An 18,587-nucleotide genomic window follows, 5' to 3' on the forward strand; every position below is an offset into this window, starting at 1 on the left:
TAAGTTCTGAATATTAATTATCTGTAGTATAAAACTTATTTTACAGTCAGGTGGACATTGCCCACCCTACGATTACTGATTAGTAGATCGCTGATAACTGTTTGAGAGCTTCTGCACAATCTAAAATGGCTTTGGCTGCTTGTTTTCCAGAGAGGGTTGCACCTTCCATACTGTCTATATAATCTTGTTGGGTATAACTCCCTGCAAGAAAAAAGTTTTCGACAGGAGTTTTCTGAGGTGGACGATAAGGATCCATTCCTGGAGCTTCTCGATAAAGAGATTGAGCCAGCTTAACTACGCTATACCAGGTCATATTGAGGTTGCGAGAGGAAGGAAACAGCTTATGTACCTGTTTTAAAACGCGATCTGCGATCGCATCATTATTTTCTTTGACAAAGGGATCGCCTGGAGTCAACACCAATTGTAATAGGGATCCTTCACCTTCTTTATAGAAGTTTCCAGGGCTAGTTAGTGCGAGATCGGCAAAACAAGAAAAGTCGGCATCAGGGGTATAAAGTAAGTTATCAATGCCTTCTGCTCGTTCTAATTGTTCGCGTTTATCCGCATCATGTAATTCTGTTACCCAACCATCAAAGCGCAATTGTACTGTAGCCACAGGAACAGCATCTAACTGGTAAATATTGTCAAATTCAGACCATTTGCGCCATTCTTGGGGTATTACCTTTTTAATTCCTGGGACATCGCAAGCACAGACATAAGCATCGGCTGTAATAGTAGATTCTGTTTCACCGTTAGCTACGACGATTCCTGTTACCTTGGTTCGATCTGCTGAATCAAAAAGAATTTCCCTAACGCGACGGCGAGTGTGGATTTTAGCCCCTCTCTCTTCAAGGTAATTAACAATAGGTGTATGAAGGTAATCCTGTGGAGAGCCTTCCAACATCCGCAACACAGAAGCTTCTGTTTTAGTAGCAAACAACTGAAAGATGGTTAACATACAGCGTGCAGAGATATTTTCTGTATCGATAAATCCTAACGCGTAGGCAATGGGGTCCCACATTCTCCGCAGACTGTTATTATTACCCCCATGAGAGCGAAACCAATCTGCAAAGCTAATGCGATCTAGATCGCGGATAGTTTTCATTGCACCCTCAAAATCTACTAATCCGCGCACTACAGGGCTTGTACCCAATGCAAGAGAGTTAAAAACCTTATCCGCAGCAGATAATTGAGAGGTGGTAAAAAAAGCTTTTAAACCATTAAAAGGTGCGCCAGTCAGAAAGCGAAAATCCAACTCACCGACTTTTCCCCCTTCGTTAATGAAAGTATGGGTGTGTTCTTTTAGGCGTAAATTATCAATTGCGCCTACTTTTTCCATTAGAGCAAATAGATTGTAGTAGTTTCCGAAGAAGACGTGTAAACCCATTTCAATATGGTTGCCATCGCCATCTACCCAACTACCTACTTTACCTCCCACAAAGGGACGAGATTCAAAAATTTCTACTTCAGCACCAGCATCTACTAGATCGATCGCTGTTGCCATTCCTGCTAGTCCTGCTCCTACGATTGCAACGCGCATTCCTTACTTCTTCCTTATAATTGCTTCATATATTGTAATTTATTTTTGATAACGGGAGAAAATGCTCTTCTTTAAGACAAGGTATATTCCGAGAGCGAGTGTTGACGAAAAATAATTGGTTGTTAGTGGTTACCCATTATCTGTTACCTCCCCATCTCCCTCTGCTTCCCCTATTCATCCTGCTCCTCTTGGCGTTGATTATCAGCGATCTCTTTAAGTTTTCGAAAAAAGCCCGATCCATCAGGAAGAGGTTGAAAAGTAGTAATACCTTGGCTATGAGATTGTTTTTTAGCAATTTTCTGGGTTTTATTGGCTTTTTTGTGGGAAGAAGTCGAAGAAACAATTTTAGGCTTGGGTACGGGAGTTACTTTAGTAGAAAGGTGCAAATTTTGAGTAGCAGAGATATCGGGTTTATCATTCAGGTTTGGTTGAGGTGTTGAACGATCTTGGGAGCACTTTTCTTGACGATTACTTGCGATCTGAGTTTTTGATTCAAAAGTTGGGTAATTGTTTTTACTAAACTGTAGTACTGTTTCCTGTTCTTTTTCTTTTACGGGTTCTAGTGTGCTGAGATGTCGTGGTAATTTACGAGAGATCAGCCTTTCAAACTCTCCGCCAAAATGAGTCTTAGGCTGTCCCGAACGTAACCAACTGTTCATAATCTGTTCAATTGAGATAGCTTTGTAGCGTCCAAGATATAATGCCTCAATAGTAGCCAAATAAATCCAATGGACATGATATATTTTCTGCCACTGTTGAACTAATTCTTCCACATTATTCTGGTCAGTATCAAAGCTATAGCTAGTCATGAGAGTTATGATCTGAGCGATAGCCAAGTTCTGGTTTAAATCAGACATGAACTTTATGGACTTTGAAGAAACTTGAATTCAGCGATCTTAACTCACCATAAAATTATTTTATTCTTCTATAGTACTTAAATGAACCTTACTTTGGTTAGAAAAATCTCATTTTCTATGTCAATTAAACCCATTTGTTCAAATCATATTTCTGCAAACACTCTATTCTTAATTTCACTGACATTGTGTCTAATGAAGAGAAACTATTGAACAACGAGAAAATCTCAACTACTTTTGAGGTGGCACAGTTAGTAACGAAGATGTTAATTTTGTATTCAGTTTACATACGCTTACAGCAAATTACTAATAATTACAACAACAACTTAATCCAGGTAAAAAATCATGGTGATGCCTAATTTTTTAATTTTGGGGGCTGCCAAAACAGGCACTACTTCGATTTATCGCTACATGAAGCAGCATCCAGAGATTTATATGAGTCCCGCTAAAGAGCCCAGGTTTTTTGTATTTGAGAATGAAACCCTTGATTTTAATGGCGTAGGAGATGAAATAGAAACTGCTAAAACCAGTCTTCAAGAGTATCAACAACTATTCGCTGGAGTTGAAGCCGAAAAAGCGATTGGCGAAGCTACAACCATGTATCTTTGGAGTGCCAAAGCTCCTCAACGTATTAAGCATTATATTCCTGATGTTAGAATGATTGCGATTTTACGTAATCCAGTAGATAGAGCTTATTCTAATTATTTACATTTAAAACAGGCAAAAAGAGAACCTTTAGATAGTTTTTCCGCAGCTATTCAACAAGAATCACAACGTATTAAAAATCATTGGTGGCCATTTTGGTATTATAAAGATCAAGGTTTTTATTATCGCCAATTGCAACGTTATTATTCTCTATTTGATAGTAATCAACTTAAAATTTATCTCTATGAAGACTTAAAAACTGAGCCTTTGAAGCTACTACAGGATATCTTTAGTTTCCTAGAAGTAGACGATCGCTTTATGCCTAATATCTCAGAAGTAGTGAGAAAATCTCATTCTGTACCAAAAAATCAAGCTTTACAGTCTCTAGTTTCTCAACCCAATCCTTTTAAGTCATTTCTTAAACCATTATTACCCCAAAATTTACGCCAACAAATCATCAAAAAAATTAACAAAAAAAATCTAGTAAAGCCTCAAGTTAGCTCAAAATTTCGCCAGCAATTAATTGCAGAATACCGAGAAGATGTTTTACAACTTCAAGAGCTAATCGATCGCGATCTTTCCCCATGGCTAAAAGTGTAATTAATGTCTAGTTAATAATCAATAAAATGACTTTACCTAATTTTCTAATTATTGGTGCAGCCAAAGCTGGTACTACTTCTCTATATAAGTATCTCGAACAACATCCTGATGTGTATATGAGTTCTTTTAAAGAACCAGGGTTTTTTGCTTTTGAAGGGCAAACATTAAACTTTCAAGGACCAGGAGTAAAATATAGAATTAACAAGTGGACAGTAACAGATCTAGATAGCTATCAAGAAATGTTTGCAGGGGCAGAAAATCAAAAAGCAATTGGTGAAGCAACACCCCTATATCTTTACTATACTCAAGCTTGCGATCGCATTAAACATTATATTCCTGATGCTAAACTTATTGCTATGTTGCGCGACCCAGTAGAAAGAGCATTTTCTAACTATGTTTGGGCAGTTCAACCTGGTGCAGAACCCATAACTAATTTTACTGAAGCACTGGCAGCAGAACCAAAAAGAATTAATGACAATTGGGGACCACGTTGGCATTATAAAGCCCAAGGTTTTTACTATCAACAACTAAAGCCATACTTTGAAACTTTCGATCCTCAACAAATCAGAGTTTATTTACATCAAGATTTTGTCGCTAATCCCAAACAAGTTTTACAAGATATTTTTAACTTTTTAGAAATAGATGACAGCTTTGAATTAGATTTATCTAAAAAACATAACGTCTCTCAAATACCACGTAATAAAACTTGGCATGAATTTATTAATAAACCCAATCCACTCAAAACTTTAGTTAAACCTTTTATTCCTTTGAAATTCAGAACAAATATCAAGAAGCAGGCTAAAACTAAAAATCTCTATAAACCCAAACTCAATCCTGAAGTACGCCAACAACTAATAGCGGAGTATCAAACTGATATCCTTCAGTTACAAGAGCTAATCAATCGTGATTTATCTCAATGGTTGAAAGTTTAGAAAGCTCTTTATGAAGCAGTAAAAAAATACTTTTCTGCCGAAGAATGACAAGATTCTCAAACAAGTGAGCAACCAATTATCTGTATTACAACACAAAAGCAGTTTTGGTTAAACATAGCAACAATGGGAATGCACTGTGGTTGTCAAAGAAGACTTACGCCAATTCAACTACTGATTACTTGTTGTAAAGTCTCAAAAAACATCGGGTAAGAGATAGATGCAGCCTCAGCACGATGAATCGTAGTTTCACCTTGAGCCATCAGAGAAGCGATCGCTAAACTCATAGCAATCCGATGATCGGTATAAGTGTCTACTTCTGCACCATTTAGGGTTGTACCTCCTGTAATTTCCAAGCCATCAGGGAGTTCGGTAATCTTTGCTCCCATTTTACCTAATTCTGTCGCCATTACCTTTAGGCGATCGCTTTCTTTGACTCGTAATTCCGCAGCGTCTTTAATCACTGTTGTTCCCTCAGCAAAAGTAGCAGCTACCGCTAGAATGGGTATTTCATCAATTAAGCGAGGGATTATACTCCCTTCGATGGTACAGGCTGTTAGTTTACCGTGTTTAACTCGTAAGTCGGCTACAGGTTCACCTGCTACTATCCTTTCATTTTCCTTGGTGATATCGGCTGACATCATTTCTAAGGCTTCTAAAATCCCCGTACGGGTGGGATTAACTCCGACATTGGTAATTAATAACTCTGAATCAGGAACAATTGCAGCAGCTACTAACCAAAATGCAGCCGAACTAATGTCTCCTGGTACAATGACATTTTGTCCTCTGAGGGTGGGCTGTCCTGTAAGAGTAACGCTGTGGGTTTGGGAATCAATCTCTAATTCTGCACCAAAAGCTTTGAGCATTCTTTCACTGTGATCTCTCGATAAAGCAGGTTCGGTAACAGTAGTTTTCCCGTCTACCATCAAACCAGCAAGTAAAATGCAAGATTTCACTTGAGCCGATGCTACGGGGGACATATAGTGTATTGCTTGCAGTTTTTGTCCTTTAATAGCCAAAGGTGCTAAAGAATCATTGTTTCTTCCCCAAATAGTTGCTCCCATCTGCTGTAAAGGCTCAACTACCCTGGACATCGGACGCGATCGCAAAGAATCATCCCCTGTAACGGTAAAAAAGCGATCGCTAATAGATGCGAGTAATCCTAACATCAAACGAATTGTTGTTCCTGAATTTCCAACATCCAAAATATTTGTTGGCTCTTGGAGATTTCCTAAGCCAATTCCTTGGACTATTACTTTTTCTGGATTTAAAGGGGATATTGTTGCTCCCATCTGTCTAAAGCATTTGGCGGTGCTTTGGGGGTCTTCTCCCACCAATAACCCTTCGATAACAGTTTCTCCTTCAGCGATCGCACCAAACATTAAAGAACGATGAGATATCGATTTATCTCCTGGAATGGAAACATTTCCTGTTAAAGTCAGTCCATTACTAGGAGGAACAATCACTAATTTTTGAGTATGGTCGTCTTTTTTTTGAATAGTAACGATAGAAGATGGCATAAAACTGAACTGGCAAACCTAATTATTCTGTTGTGTAGCGATTGTATCAAACTTTATGTTTTGCTATCTGCACTACAAAAAAATCACAAAATTACTCTTAGTATTATTGATTCCCTAAATTTTCTGTTTTTGCTATCAGTAAAAGACAGCATTCAGGAAAATTTGTATTCTCTAAAACAAAATTTTGTAAAGATTGTTAGAAAGTACTTTTTAGTAACATATTAGGAGGCGTAAATACTGAACATATAACATTTATGAGCAAAAAAATAGGTATTTTCCCCGATAGATTATCGATTTATACAGACTATAAAAGAACTATTGTGCCAAGCTCTTATAAATCAACTAGCTAATCGTAGTTTTGGGGAAACTGTAATCAAAGTCAAGACAAATCAAAGAAATAAATCTGTATCTTAGAATACATAAAGTGATTGAAATAATACCTAAAAATACTCCCTAGAGTATCAAGATTTTATGAAGATAATTACTTTAGGTGGATAAATCTAGAATTAACGATTATCCTCTTAAACATAAATTGAAGTTTGAAGTAGTGTTTAGTCAGGATCTTACGAGAAAAAAATGAATAGCAATTTATTGAATCGCGAATTTGCCACTTTTCAACCTCAAGGTTACTTGAGTGCAGCTAACGCTAAAGAATTTTTACAACAACTAACCGAGGCTGTTGAGACATCAAATAATCCTTCCATACTCATAGATATGAAAGAAGTTGAGTTTATGGATAGTGCAGGTTTAATGGCTCTGATTGAAGGATTTCGCTTTGCTCAAGAGATGAAACGCAATGTTAGTATTTGCTCTGTAGCTCCCTCCGTAAGAATGCTTTTCGAGCTAACTCAGCTAGATAATGTGTTTAACATTTTTGACAGTCAGGATAGCTTTGTCGCCGAAGCTGTGGCAGCATAACACTATCTTTGATTCTCAGAAAAGTAAAGTACCAACAAAAGTAAGGTGAGCAAACCTCAAGAACTGAGAGCTAATTCTGCTCACTTTACAGGATATGAGTTTTTGGAAAAATATTCTGATTAATGCTGAGCAAAGGCTTTGTCCAGTATATTAAAAGATGCTAGTCCCACTACAAAAAAGTACGAGGAGCATCCTGCTGTGACGATCGCCTTTGACCAACTAATTTCCCCCGAAATCAATAAACCTGCTCGTTATCTGGGAAAAGAACTCGGAGCGAAGCATAAACCTTGGGATTCGGCTACTATCCGTTGGGTTTTAACCTATCCCGAAGTTTATGAGGTAGGTGCTTCCAATCTGGGTCATATTATTCTCTACAATATTATCAATGCCCAGCCTCGCCAACTTTGCGATCGCACTTATCTGCCAGCGAAAGATTTAGCAACTAAATTACGAGACACCAATACACCTTTATTTGCCTTAGAATCAAAGCGATCGCTACAAGAATTTGATATTTTAGGCTTTAGCCTTAGTTACGAGCTAGGAGCAACTAATATCCTAGAAATGCTCGATCTAGCTCAGATTCCCCTCACTTGGCAGAAAAGAGAACAAGGGGATTACCCTTTAATCTTTGCAGGGGGACAAACTGCAACTTCTAACCCCGAACCATACTCAGACTTTTTCGACTTTCTGGTTATGGGTGATGGAGAAGAATTATTACCCGAAATTGGTTTTGTCTTAGAAGAAGGAAAAACAGCAGGATTAAGTAAAGAAGAGTTATTACTTGATTTAGCCCAAGTTCCAGGGGTTTATGTGCCAAAATTTTACGATATGTCAGAAGATGGCTCGGTACATCCTAATCGAGATGATGTACCCAAGAGAATTTTACGACGCGTAGCTACCCCCATTCCTGCCTATTCTATCGGCTTGGTTCCCTATGTCGAAACAGTACACGATCGCTTGACAGTAGAAATTAGAAGAGGTTGCACCCGTGGCTGTCGTTTTTGCCAGCCAGGAATGTTAACTCGTCCTGCAACAGACGTAGAACCTGAAAAAGTAGTAGATGCTATTGAAAAAGGAATGCGGACTACTGGTTACAACGAGTTTTCTTTATTATCTCTTAGCTGCTCCGATTATCTAGCTTTACCTGCGGTAGGTATGGAAATCAAAAACCGTCTTCAAGAAGAGAATATTTCCCTTTCTTTACCCAGTCAACGGGTAGATAGATTTGATGAGAATATCGCTAAGATCATCGGTGGTACGCGTAAATCTGGCTTAACCTTTGCTCCTGAAGCTGGTACACAGAGAATGCGAGATGTCATCAATAAAGGCTTAACCAACGAAGAATTATTAAGAGGAATTAAAATCGCCGTTGAACAAGGTTGGAGCAAAGTAAAACTCTATTTCATGATTGGTTTACCAGGAGAAACCGATGTCGATGTGTTGGGTATTGCTGAAACAGTACGCTGGTTACGCAGAGAATGTGCCAATCTAAGCAATAAACGCCTCAACTTTAATATCACAATCTCTAACTTTACTCCCAAGCCTCATACTCCCTTTCAATGGCATTCCGTATCTACTAGCGAGTTTTTACGTAAGCAAGATTTACTCAGAGAAGAATTTCGCCGTATCAGGGGAGTCAAGGTTAACTATACCGATGTGCGTATTTCCGCTATGGAAGATTTTGTCGGTAGAGGCGATCGCAGATTAGCAGGTGTCGTGCGTCGCGCTTGGGAATTAGGCGCAGGTATGGATTCCTGGTGGGAAAGCTTAGATAATGCCTTTGCAGCTTGGGAACAAGCGATCGCTGAAGCCGATCTTACCTGGAAATATCGTCAGGTAGAAAACGGTGAATGGAACTTATTTAAGGAAGAAGGACAGAGGATTGAGGAACAAGGAATAGAAACAGAAGTTGCGTTAAACGATGCTTTGGATGCACCCTTACCTTGGGATCATCTCAATACGGGTATTGATAAAGAATGGCTCAAAAAAGACCTTCAAAAAGCTTTGGACGCTGCAACAGTACCAGACTGTGCCTTTGAAGGTTGTTCCCATTGTGGTATTTGCGGAACAGATTTCGGTCATAATATTGTAGTCCCCGCACCGCCCATACCCAACTTTGAAGGGCACTTTAAACCAGACATTCACAAAGAACAAAGAATGAGAGTTTGGTTTGGGAAAAAAGGAGAAATGCGCTTACTTAGTCATCTGGACTTGGTTCGTTTATTCGATCGCGCTATCCGTCGTGCTGCCATTCCTATTTCCTTTACTGGGGGATTTCATCCTGGCCCTCGTATTGCGATCGCTAATGCTTTATCTTTAGGTATTACCAGTAGCGGGGAAATTGCCGATTTTGAACTGAAAGAAGATATTGAGTTAGAGGAATTTAAAAATAAATTAACGGCTCAGCTACCTTCAGGAATTCCTATTTATCGTGTTGAAGAAATTGGTGTTAAATCACCCTCTGCAACTCAAATTTTAGAACAAGCAGAATACTTAATCACTGTAACCACTAGCGAAAATAATAGCCCTGAAAATTGGCAACAATGGATTGAAACTATGAAAACTCGCTCAGAAATTATTTGGGAAAAAACCACTAAAAAAGGAAGAAAACAACAAGTTAACTTATGCGATCGTTTGTTTTCTTTAAAAATAGAAACTATTCAACCAGATAAATCTGTAGTTTTACGCTATCTTGGTAGCTGTCGTAATGACGGTACCAAAATATCTCCCGACAATATTATTTATATGTTAGAAAAAGTAGCAGATCAAGAATTTGAACTACTACAAGTACATCGTCAACAACTGATCTTAAATTCTTAAGCCAAGAAGCAGAGGAAGATAGGGAGCTAAGGGGAGCTTACAAGATGCTGTAGGCAAATCGATTTTATGAGTTTAATTTAAGTTTAAGTACAGGATGCTAATTTTGTAGTGGCAATTCATGAATTGCCACTACTTTGATGTCTTTTAATCACCTTGATTTTAATTCGCCAACAGTATCTTATGAGGTTAAGGGGAGTCGAAACAATGATACTTTTATTCCTCCTCGTTCCTTTTTCGTTCCTCAATTATGAAAGTTACTCTTCAAGATGACATTCTTTTAATTTGCTACGACGATCTTCCTCCTTACAAAAAAGGCGGATCGGTAGTGCGAAATAGTTACTTTTGGGCATTAAAATCGATCTCTTGTTATACTCCCAGAGGTAAAGATTGGGAATACGATCGCGATGTTTGGGTGGCATTATCCAGAATGCTCTTATCTTTTGCCGAATCGGGATATTTAGGCGATCGCGAAATTACTCTAGAATTTCCTGAAGATACTCCAATACCTCCAGAATTGCGCTCTGTGGCAACCTGGTTATAAAGGAGCGAAGCTATAAGCTATAAGCTATAAGCGCGATTGCCGATCAAACAGGGTAGACGACCCTACTCGATTGTAGACAACGCAAAGGCGTAATCGTCTTGAACTCAGTAGCGTGATTGCTGGAAGAGCTGTCAACGCGGGAGTCCCCATTCGAGGATAAATGGAATATGCGCGCTTTTCCGTGACCGCATCGAGAAGCATTCCCAAGTCCGCGACTGCGTGGGTTTCCCGCGCAGTTTAAGTCGGACGCTTGCCCCCAAATGCGATGGGGATCAACACGAAGATGCGACGGGTATAAACGCCTGACGGCGACGCGGTCAGAGAGACCCCGCCTTGAAAAGACGGGGCTTCCTCTGACTTCGTGAGTTAGTGCGGTCTTGGGCGGGGCAGAAGAGTTCTGCCTTCAGAAGACAGAATCAGCCCCTTGGGTTTCCCTCAATGAGCAACTAACGAACCCTTTAGGGGGTCTTCTCTCATTTCCTCCCGTCAAGTACAAAGCTATTAGCAAGCGAAGCTCCTAGCTTAGAGCTTTAAGAAGATAAATTTAACAGATACAAGGCAAGAGACAAGAAAATTGCGATGCTCTCTGAAGTACAAGAGGAATACTAAGATAAAAACTAGAACTGTGTAATTATTTATGCATGGGAGCTTAGTTGTTTTTACTTAGGTAGTTATTAAGTAATTTTTTTCCATATTTCAATTACAATACTTGAGTAATTACAAGTAATAATACTCTCAAAATTGTATAAATCGACTCACAATAAATACTCAGATAAAATTAAATTTATTGTTAAGACCCGTCAACCGAAGTGGACAAAAAAAGGTCAAACACAAAAGGTTTAATTTTAGTTCTTGATTTTTTTGAGAAAAAGTCTATTTACTGAGTATCAATTTTTCATCAATTTTCTAAAAATTAGATTGATTTGTTTACTCTGTACCCCCCCAATTACAAAATGTAGGATAAAATATTAAGTGATTTTACGTAAGCCTTCTATTTGTACTATCAAATTATTACTTGAAGTATATAAAAAATACTCGGTAATCTATCGTAAAAACAACAATTTTCTCATGTAACTAACAGTAACCAATATTTTTATGACCATTCAGCCTTCAATCTCTACGATGATTCATAGTGCATCTCAATCTAACAATAGTAGTAACAATCTACTAGCTAATATTTTTCAAAAATTACGTAAGATCGAAACAAAAGAAGGGCTTTTCCAGATTAGTGTTGAAATTATATACCAAGTCCTGGAATGCGATCGCGTAGTTGTTTACAGTCTGCAATCAGATTCTTACTGTAAGGTCATAGCAGAAGCCGTAACTTCTGGATATGCTCAAATTCTGGGTTCAATTATTAAAGATGCTTGTTTTGAATCAGGATACATTGAAAAGTATCAAAAAGGTCGTGTCAGAGCCGTTGCAGACATCTATAAAGCAGGAATGAGTTTTTGCCATATTGAAAATCTAGAACGAATCCAGGTTAAGGCTAATTTGGTTGTACCTTTAATCGATCGAGATGCTTCACTTTTAGGATTGCTGGTAGTACATCAATGTTCGCAAATTCGTCAATGGCAACAGTCTGAGGTAGACTTTTTATTACAAATTGCTGATTGGACGATGGAGCAAATAGCAGAAAAAGAGCAATATCAAAATTTATCTTCTCAAATAGAACAACTTCAGCTATGTCAAGAGACATTAGAAGAAGTTACCAAAGAAATTCACGCAGCGCAAGATTCCAATACAGTATTGCAATTGGCAACCAGACGAGCCAAAGAATTGCTAAAATGCGATCGCGTTGTCGCTTATGGTTTAGAAGATGAAAATATTGGGAAAATTGTCGCTGAGTCTACCTTACCTTCTTTAGCACCCATCTTGGGCAGAATCATTATAGACCCTTGTTTAGAGCATTCATATCGCGAAAAGTATCAAGACGGAAGAGTAAGAGCAATAAACAATATCTATGAAGCGGGAATGACCCCTTGCTACATAGAAAATTTAGAGAACATTGGCGTAAAAGCTAATCTAGTAGTACCAATTAATCTTGATAATGGTAAGATATTTGGTTTACTAGTTGCCCATCAATGTTTTCAGTTTCGAGAATGGCAGCCAGAAGATGTTGATTGTCTGGAAAAAATTGCTTTCCAAGCAGGTTTATGTTTATCAAAAACTAAGATACTAGAAAAACTACAGTTAATTAAATTTGATGTATCTGGTTTAAATGACACTAAAAAGAAGTTAGAAATAGTTAAATTAGGAATTAAAGAAATACAAGAACCTATCAAAATAACATCTAATAGTTTAATAGAAATTAATAATCTCAATAAGTTATTAGACAGAGAATTCAATTTAATTAGTCAAAACAGTTCTATTCAAACCAAAAAAGATACTAAGCTAATCCAAATTTTCGTAAAAAAACTAATCTTAAACATAAATGATTACAACATTCTCTAAATAATTTTAGCCAGCAAAAAAAATCACTCGACAGTCTCATAAAAAGAATGATTTACAATATCGATGATGAGATGAGTTAAAGACATAATAAAATCGGTGTTGAAGAGCAAGCATAGCACGAGGAAGGCTTAGCAAACTTCCGTCATATGCGGAGCGGTTATGCCACGGCACTAGCTTCGCGTCGTCCGAAGGTGTATCCTTTAGGAATCCTTTAGGGCAAGCATTTGAGAAGACATCAAATGTCGTGGACTGAGAAACGCGCGAGGAGGTATGAAATAAATAATGATACGATTAGTTAAATTAAGTAAGCGATGAGGAAAGATTCACCGTAGATGATTATTTAAGAAAAAGCAGGTATTTTATCCTTATTCTCTTCATAATTCATCCTTCTTTCCTCATTTTTAGATGTCACTAAACTTGACCTGTTGCCAACATTTGAACCAAACGAGGTACACCAGGATCGAAACCCGCTAAATCCCAAGATAAATCATCTTTGGGGTCTACCAAACTAATTTTATAGGGTGTTAAAGTGACATAAACAGCTTTAACATTAGGGTTAACTTTTTGGCGATACTCTTTCAAGGCTACACTGGGATGTTTGCGTCCAGCCCAACTTTCGCAGTCCGTCCAAAAGCAAATAACATCTGCTTTGAATTTATTTTTAATCGCCCAGTCATAAGCTACAGAAGCATCAGTAGCACCAAAATTATGGCTACGAGCTTTTTTGAGAGCAGAACTAAAGGAATCTCGGCGAGAAATACCCAAATCAATAAATTTTGTAGAAAAACCACGAATAGCATAGTTTTTCTCGGCTTTAGCTGTTACTAAAGCCATAGTAGTAGCAATTTCACAACAAGTTAAACCCACAGAGTCGGACACATAGCTAGACATTGAGCCAGAGATATCAACCCCGTGGAGAAACACCTTATTAGTAGGCTCTACCGTTTCAAAAGATAATTCCAAAGTTTTTTCTAGAATATCCACAATGCGGGAAACAGGAGTCCAAGTTTTTTTACTTCGTCCCACTCTCCCGCCAGATTTGTAGGTTTTGAGAGCTTTTAAAACATCAATAGGATGAATACGTCCCCGACGGAGATATTTTTGGTTATTTAAAACATTTTCCAAACGGTCGAGATTTTCGACACTATCAACACGTAACACATCTAATTGAGTCAGAGAACCCAAATTACGCAACATAGCACCGATAGGCATTTCATTAAACAATAATTGCCATGCTTGCCGATCCATTTTACCCACAGGGGCAGCCATTTCATGAGTCAAACGACCGTTGATAATAGCTTCATGGGTGCGGTTAGGATTGCGTTTTAACCATTCATACCACCAGATTTGCGCTAAAGCTTCCGAAGGAATTTCACTAGGTAAGCCTTCCCAACCATTAACCACCCAACTGAATAAGCGATCGTGATCTACTGTTGGTGGTTTAACATGAAATAGTCTGAGAATATCTCGGTGTTGGAAGCCGTGGCGTTGTTGGTACTTCAGTAATTGATAAGCTAAACCCTTAACATCATCGCGAGATAGCCATGCTGTACCCACTTCACGAATAATTTTACCAAAACCTCTGAAAGACTTGGTGTAATTTAACCATTCATAAAAGTGGCTACCAGTACGCACTACTTGGGGAAAAATTTCCCGAAAAGCTCTTTTTGCTTCTGGTGTTTCTCCCATAGAAAGCAATACTAAAGCTAAAATCGGCGCACTATTATTAATAGAGCGTCCATCGCTAGCATAGACAATTTCTTCGGCTACACGACTAGGATTTTCCTTAATAGCTTGTTTGATAACGTTGATAAAGTCTTCGGTTAATTCTCTTTTATTGGCATAGTAAGTACTTTGGGCTGTCCCAATAAGCAGACAACGCCGTAACATTTGCCAAACACCCGCATCAAACATCCAACCGCCAGAGCGACCTTGAATCATCTCAGTTTCTCGCTCTGGAAGGGGTTGAGATTGGGGTGTTGTTTTATTTTTGTTGGTGAAAAAACGGTAATTCATTATTACCTCCAGCCCTCAACCGGGCAAATTAATTAAATGTGTTTTTAGTTATTAGCCATCAGCTATTAGCCTTTCAAGCTTAAGATTAATTGAATGACTGTGAGCTTAAAACTTTCACTAAAATTGACTTGGTTTGGTGGTTAACCCCACCAATCGACGGAGTGGGACTTGAACCAGTAACATTATTATACTACAAAATAACTACATAAAGTCGAAGCCTTACTCACAGCTACATTTAGCCAAAGTGAGTAAAAAGTGAATAATATTAAATCCGATTAGGAGAGGTTCGGAAGAGGTTTGGGGGATTTAGGGAGCATTAATTTATCGATATTGTTACTTAAGAGTTCTTTTGTAATTCATAACTATTAACTTAACTAGCCAAAAATTCCCCCCAAGTAGCATAAATGAAAATGTTAGTAGCGATCGCAGCGAAGAAAACCTCAATCACATTACCAATAATTGAACCAATTACAATGCCTATACTGACTTGAAAAGCCTGTCTAATTTTTTATTCTAAGTCTAAACCCTCTTGTTGAGATATCATTGGCTCTCGAGATCGCAGATCTCAAACAACTTCTTGTTTCGGGTTCATTTGGACTCGCTGTCTATCTTAAGTTACTAAAAGTCAATAGAATTTTCTGTAACGTTACCGAAATAGTTGAACAAGCCAAAAACAGCAAACACTAACCCAATTATCAACCGAACAACTTATTTATCCACTGTCTCTTTTTACAACTCTCTGTCTGATAGTCAATACTTGAAAGGATCGTATCACGATGGTTTAAGTACAATTACGTATTTGATGTTACTTCTAAAAACAAATTAAAATTTGCTGAGGATATCTGCTTAAAATCGATCTTTAATGAAGATAATATAATTTAATCAGGTCTTCAGTTGTTAAATTTGAGTTTTATGTTTACTGTATCTACTCGACGTTGGTTTTTTTTGATAGCTACGGGAATTGCGGTAAATGCGATCGCTATTTTTCCCGCAAAAGCACAACTAAGACTTTATAACCCGACATCGATAGCTTCAGATAAAGAAATAGCGGATACTCTCACAGAAAAAGATATCCCCACAGGAGAAGGTGGTTTTGCTCGCGACTACTATGTGGAACTACAAAAAGGCGATCAAGTAGCGATCGATCTCACTTCTGATGAGTTTGATACAATGCTGATGCTAATTGCTGAAGATGGCTCTACCGTAGCCGAAAATGATGATGGTCCTGATGGTTCAACTAACTCTCTATTATTTTCTCGCATTGCCGAAAATGGTAACTACATAGTAAGAGTTCGCGCTTTTGGAGAAACCAGTGGTGGTAAATTTAATCTCAAACTAACTCGCCTTAAATCCGTGAATAAGTAAATTTAAGTGATTAAGCTAATAAAATTAATCTGTTGGGATTGTTAGTTGTTAGTTTTTGGTGGTTGGTTGTAAAAATACATAATTTTTAAGATGCGTGTTTTTCTTACAGGAGGTACTGGATTTATTGGTGCTAATTTGGCTCGTTTATTATTACAACAAGGCTATAAGGTAACAACTTTGGTACGTCCTGATAGTTGTTTATATAATCTGCAATCTTTAGATGTGGAGCTTGTTGAAGGAGATTTAAACGACCCTGGGCTTACCTCTAAAATGCAAGACTGTCAGGTATTATTTCATGTCGCAGCTTGTTATTCTCTATGGCAACGCGATCGCCATTTACTCCACCACAGCAATGTTTTGGGTACACGAAATATTCTCAGATGTGCCAGAAAAGCTAATATAGAGCGTACTGTTTATACAAGCTCTGTAGCTGCTATCGGAGTCGGCAAAAATGGTCAATCTGTAGATGAAACCCATCAAAGTCCAGTAGCTAGACTAATTGGATACTACAAAAAATCTAAATATTATGCTGAACAAGAGGCGATCTCAGCTACTCGATTAGGACAGGACATTGTAATTGTTAATCCAACTACTCCAATCGGTGGCTGGGACATCAAACCCACTCCTACGGGAGAAATAATAGTACGTTTCTTGCGTCGTAAAATGCCTTTTTATGTGGATACTGGCTTAAATCTGATTGATGTTCAAGATGTTGCTTGGGGACATTTATTAGCCTTGGAAAAAGGACGAACGGGCGATCGCTATATTTTAGGGAATAAAAACTTAACTCTAAAACAAATTCTCCATAAATTAGCTCATATTACAGACTTAAAAGCACCCAAAAATCAAATTCCCTATTGGATTCCCTACGCTGTTGCTTGGATAGATGAAAAAATACTGGCATCTTTGGGTAAAAAACCCAGTATCTCTCTTGATGGAGTTAGAATGTCACGGCAAAAAATGTTTTATAACCCAGATAAAGCAGTTACTCAGTTAGGCTTACCTCAATCCTCTATTGATATGGCATTAGAAAACGCTGTTCATTGGTTTCAACAATCAATACCATAGCTCCAAACTGAGATTTTGCCATCATAACCACCACTAACCATAATTTGTCGCTCTTTTATCTTATTGCTTTGTTTCAAAAAAATCGAATTGGCTTAAAATTTTCGTATTTTCAGGAGTTAATATCTTATGTAACTCTGATACTTGGTTAACTACCGAGAGTAAACGAGCAAATTCTTTTTCTAAGTTATCTAAATGTTCTTGTTGCTTCGATTCGGTAAGGGTTTCTCTAAACTCTGACATTTCTTGATTAAGACGAGAAATTGACGGTTTTATCCCTTCTAAAAGAAACTGAAATAAAGAGCTTTGAGCGTTACTATATTCTCTTAACTGTTCTGGGTCAGAATCCGCTATATCTGAAGTTGGCAGATCGGTAATACTATAATTTTGTATGGTAGCTTCCTGCTTTCTCAGCCTACTCGCGATCGCTGCCCTTAATTCTGCACTGGTGACAGGTTTACGTAAATAGTCATCAGCACCCATTTCCATACCTAAGCGAAAACTGGAGCTATCTGTGGTTGCGGTTAAAAATATAAAAGGAATACCTGCGGTTTCTGTGTCTTGTTGTAGGTAGGTTAAAACATCATACCCGTCTAATTCTGGCATCAAAATATCACAAATAATCAAAGCTGGTAGGTGTTTTTGAGCTAATTCAATGCCATCACGACCATTTTCTGCTCCTAGTGCATCAAAGCCTTCACTCAATAAAAACTCAACAATACTATTGAGAGTTGTCCGTTCATCTTCAATAACTAAAATTTTTCTTTTCATTAATCTAAAATTATAGCTTGTAATATATTTTTAGTTGTTTATACGGATATTTTTGCTTGCTAAAACCAAATAATAATAGTTTTTTTTAGCTAATTGCCACAGGCAATTACTTACCAAGAAAAGAGCCAGATATACTCTTGTATAGCATTACAATTTTATTTCGGCAAAACTTATTTCTAAATACGGCTTTATTATCTTGGGTTATGAATTTACTTTGTAATTATTGGTAATCTAATTATGGCAGTTTTAAAGTCCTAAATCACCAGAGTTATTACTTAAAAGAAACTTGTCCTTCTAACCAATTAGCTACCAAACCAGGTACATTCTTCTTAACCCAGCGTAATGCGAATACTCTAAGTATTGGTTTGGGCATTGTAGCGATCGCTTTTAAGCAACGATTTAAATGACGATTGCGAACCTTTTTATTTACCAAATTTACCAAACCTACATCATAAAGACAGTCAATAATTAATCTTAAGGTGATTTCTTCCCTTTCTACCAACTGTTTTAGTAATAAAACAACATCACGCATTCGCTCTTGTTTTTTTT

Annotated in this window: 15 protein-coding genes; 9 read left to right on the forward strand and 6 right to left on the reverse strand. The window is 37.7% G+C overall.

Translation table 11 applies throughout. From position 1 onward, the window contains the following. Window positions 1-79 precede the first annotated feature (79 nt). Together zds and H1P_RS08955 are read right to left on the reverse strand one after the other, a co-directional pair. Window positions 80-1,540 carry a 9,9'-di-cis-zeta-carotene desaturase gene (gene zds, locus H1P_RS08950; RefSeq protein ID WP_144866380.1) on the reverse strand — a complete coding sequence of 487 codons (1,461 nt, stop codon included), beginning with the start codon at window positions 1,538-1,540 and terminating at the stop codon, window positions 80-82. Window positions 1,541-1,710: 170 nt separating this feature from the next. After that, the gene (locus H1P_RS08955; protein WP_144866381.1) at window positions 1,711-2,397 is read right to left on the reverse strand and encodes a hypothetical protein; all 687 of its coding nucleotides are present in this window, start codon (window positions 2,395-2,397) and stop codon (window positions 1,711-1,713) included. A gap of 185 nt (window positions 2,398-2,582) precedes the next feature. Here H1P_RS08955 and H1P_RS35925 point away from each other — a divergent pair, with 185 nt between their 5' ends. From H1P_RS35925 to H1P_RS08965, 3 genes are read left to right on the forward strand one after another with little or no spacing between them, the layout of a single operon-like run. Continuing rightward, window positions 2,583-2,753, forward strand: a complete 171-nt coding sequence (locus tag H1P_RS35925) for a hypothetical protein (protein ID WP_186375898.1) — start codon at window positions 2,583-2,585, stop codon at window positions 2,751-2,753. After that, a complete protein-coding gene (locus H1P_RS08960; protein ID WP_144866382.1) occupies window positions 2,740-3,639 on the forward strand; it encodes a sulfotransferase family protein in 900 nt (299 codons plus the stop codon). Before H1P_RS35925 ends, H1P_RS08960 begins: the two co-directional genes overlap by 14 nt. Window positions 3,640-3,665: 26 nt before the next feature. Next, complete coding sequence (locus H1P_RS08965) at window positions 3,666-4,571, forward strand: sulfotransferase family protein (RefSeq protein WP_144866383.1); 906 nt, start codon at window positions 3,666-3,668, stop codon at window positions 4,569-4,571. A 164-nt stretch (window positions 4,572-4,735) separates the two neighbouring features. Here H1P_RS08965 and aroA read toward each other — a convergent pair whose 3' ends face one another. Next, window positions 4,736-6,088 carry a 3-phosphoshikimate 1-carboxyvinyltransferase gene (aroA, locus tag H1P_RS08970; RefSeq protein ID WP_144866384.1) on the reverse strand — a complete coding sequence of 451 codons (1,353 nt, stop codon included), beginning with the start codon at window positions 6,086-6,088 and terminating at the stop codon, window positions 4,736-4,738. Window positions 6,089-6,664: 576 nt separating this feature from the next. Between aroA and H1P_RS08975 the strand changes: the two genes are divergently transcribed. The 4 genes from H1P_RS08975 to H1P_RS08990 all read left to right on the forward strand — a co-directional run bounded on the left by H1P_RS08975 (window position 6,665) and on the right by H1P_RS08990 (window position 12,821). Next, window positions 6,665-7,006, forward strand: a complete 342-nt coding sequence (locus tag H1P_RS08975) for an STAS domain-containing protein (RefSeq protein ID WP_144866385.1) — start codon at window positions 6,665-6,667, stop codon at window positions 7,004-7,006. Between the two features lie 198 nt (window positions 7,007-7,204). Continuing rightward, the gene (locus H1P_RS08980) at window positions 7,205-9,826 is read left to right on the forward strand and encodes a TIGR03960 family B12-binding radical SAM protein (protein WP_144866398.1); all 2,622 of its coding nucleotides are present in this window, start codon (window positions 7,205-7,207) and stop codon (window positions 9,824-9,826) included. Between the two features lie 247 nt (window positions 9,827-10,073). Further along, window positions 10,074-10,367, forward strand: a complete 294-nt coding sequence (locus tag H1P_RS08985) for a hypothetical protein (RefSeq protein WP_144866386.1) — start codon at window positions 10,074-10,076, stop codon at window positions 10,365-10,367. Between the two features lie 1,095 nt (window positions 10,368-11,462). After that, the gene (locus H1P_RS08990; protein WP_144866387.1) at window positions 11,463-12,821 is read left to right on the forward strand and encodes a GAF domain-containing protein; all 1,359 of its coding nucleotides are present in this window, start codon (window positions 11,463-11,465) and stop codon (window positions 12,819-12,821) included. 411 nt (window positions 12,822-13,232) lie between these two features. On the opposite strand, the gene H1P_RS08995 is transcribed toward H1P_RS08990, so the two are convergent. Further along, a complete protein-coding gene (locus H1P_RS08995; RefSeq protein ID WP_144866388.1) occupies window positions 13,233-14,837 on the reverse strand; it encodes a TROVE domain-containing protein in 1,605 nt (534 codons plus the stop codon). A 912-nt stretch (window positions 14,838-15,749) separates the two neighbouring features. Between H1P_RS08995 and H1P_RS09000 the strand changes: the two genes are divergently transcribed. Together H1P_RS09000 and hpnA are read left to right on the forward strand one after the other, a co-directional pair. After that, window positions 15,750-16,202: a PPC domain-containing protein gene (locus tag H1P_RS09000; RefSeq protein WP_144866390.1), complete on the forward strand. Its 453-nt coding sequence runs from the start codon at window positions 15,750-15,752 to the stop codon at window positions 16,200-16,202. Window positions 16,203-16,292: 90 nt separating this feature from the next. Continuing rightward, the gene (hpnA, locus tag H1P_RS09005; protein ID WP_144866392.1) at window positions 16,293-17,270 is read left to right on the forward strand and encodes a hopanoid-associated sugar epimerase; all 978 of its coding nucleotides are present in this window, start codon (window positions 16,293-16,295) and stop codon (window positions 17,268-17,270) included. Between the two features lie 60 nt (window positions 17,271-17,330). Here the strand turns inward: hpnA and H1P_RS09010 are convergent, their stop codons facing one another. Together H1P_RS09010 and H1P_RS09015 are read right to left on the reverse strand one after the other, a co-directional pair. Next, window positions 17,331-18,038 (reverse strand): response regulator, encoded by a 708-nt coding sequence (locus H1P_RS09010; RefSeq protein WP_144866394.1) that lies wholly within the window; start codon window positions 18,036-18,038, stop codon window positions 17,331-17,333. Between the two features lie 271 nt (window positions 18,039-18,309). After that, the coding region (locus tag H1P_RS09015; protein ID WP_144866396.1) for a hypothetical protein at window positions 18,310-18,587 on the reverse strand (278 nt) is incomplete at its 5' end.

Source organism: Hyella patelloides LEGE 07179 (assembly GCF_900659865.1).
In the GTDB taxonomy this organism is placed as follows: domain Bacteria; phylum Cyanobacteriota; class Cyanobacteriia; order Cyanobacteriales; family Xenococcaceae; genus Hyella; species Hyella patelloides.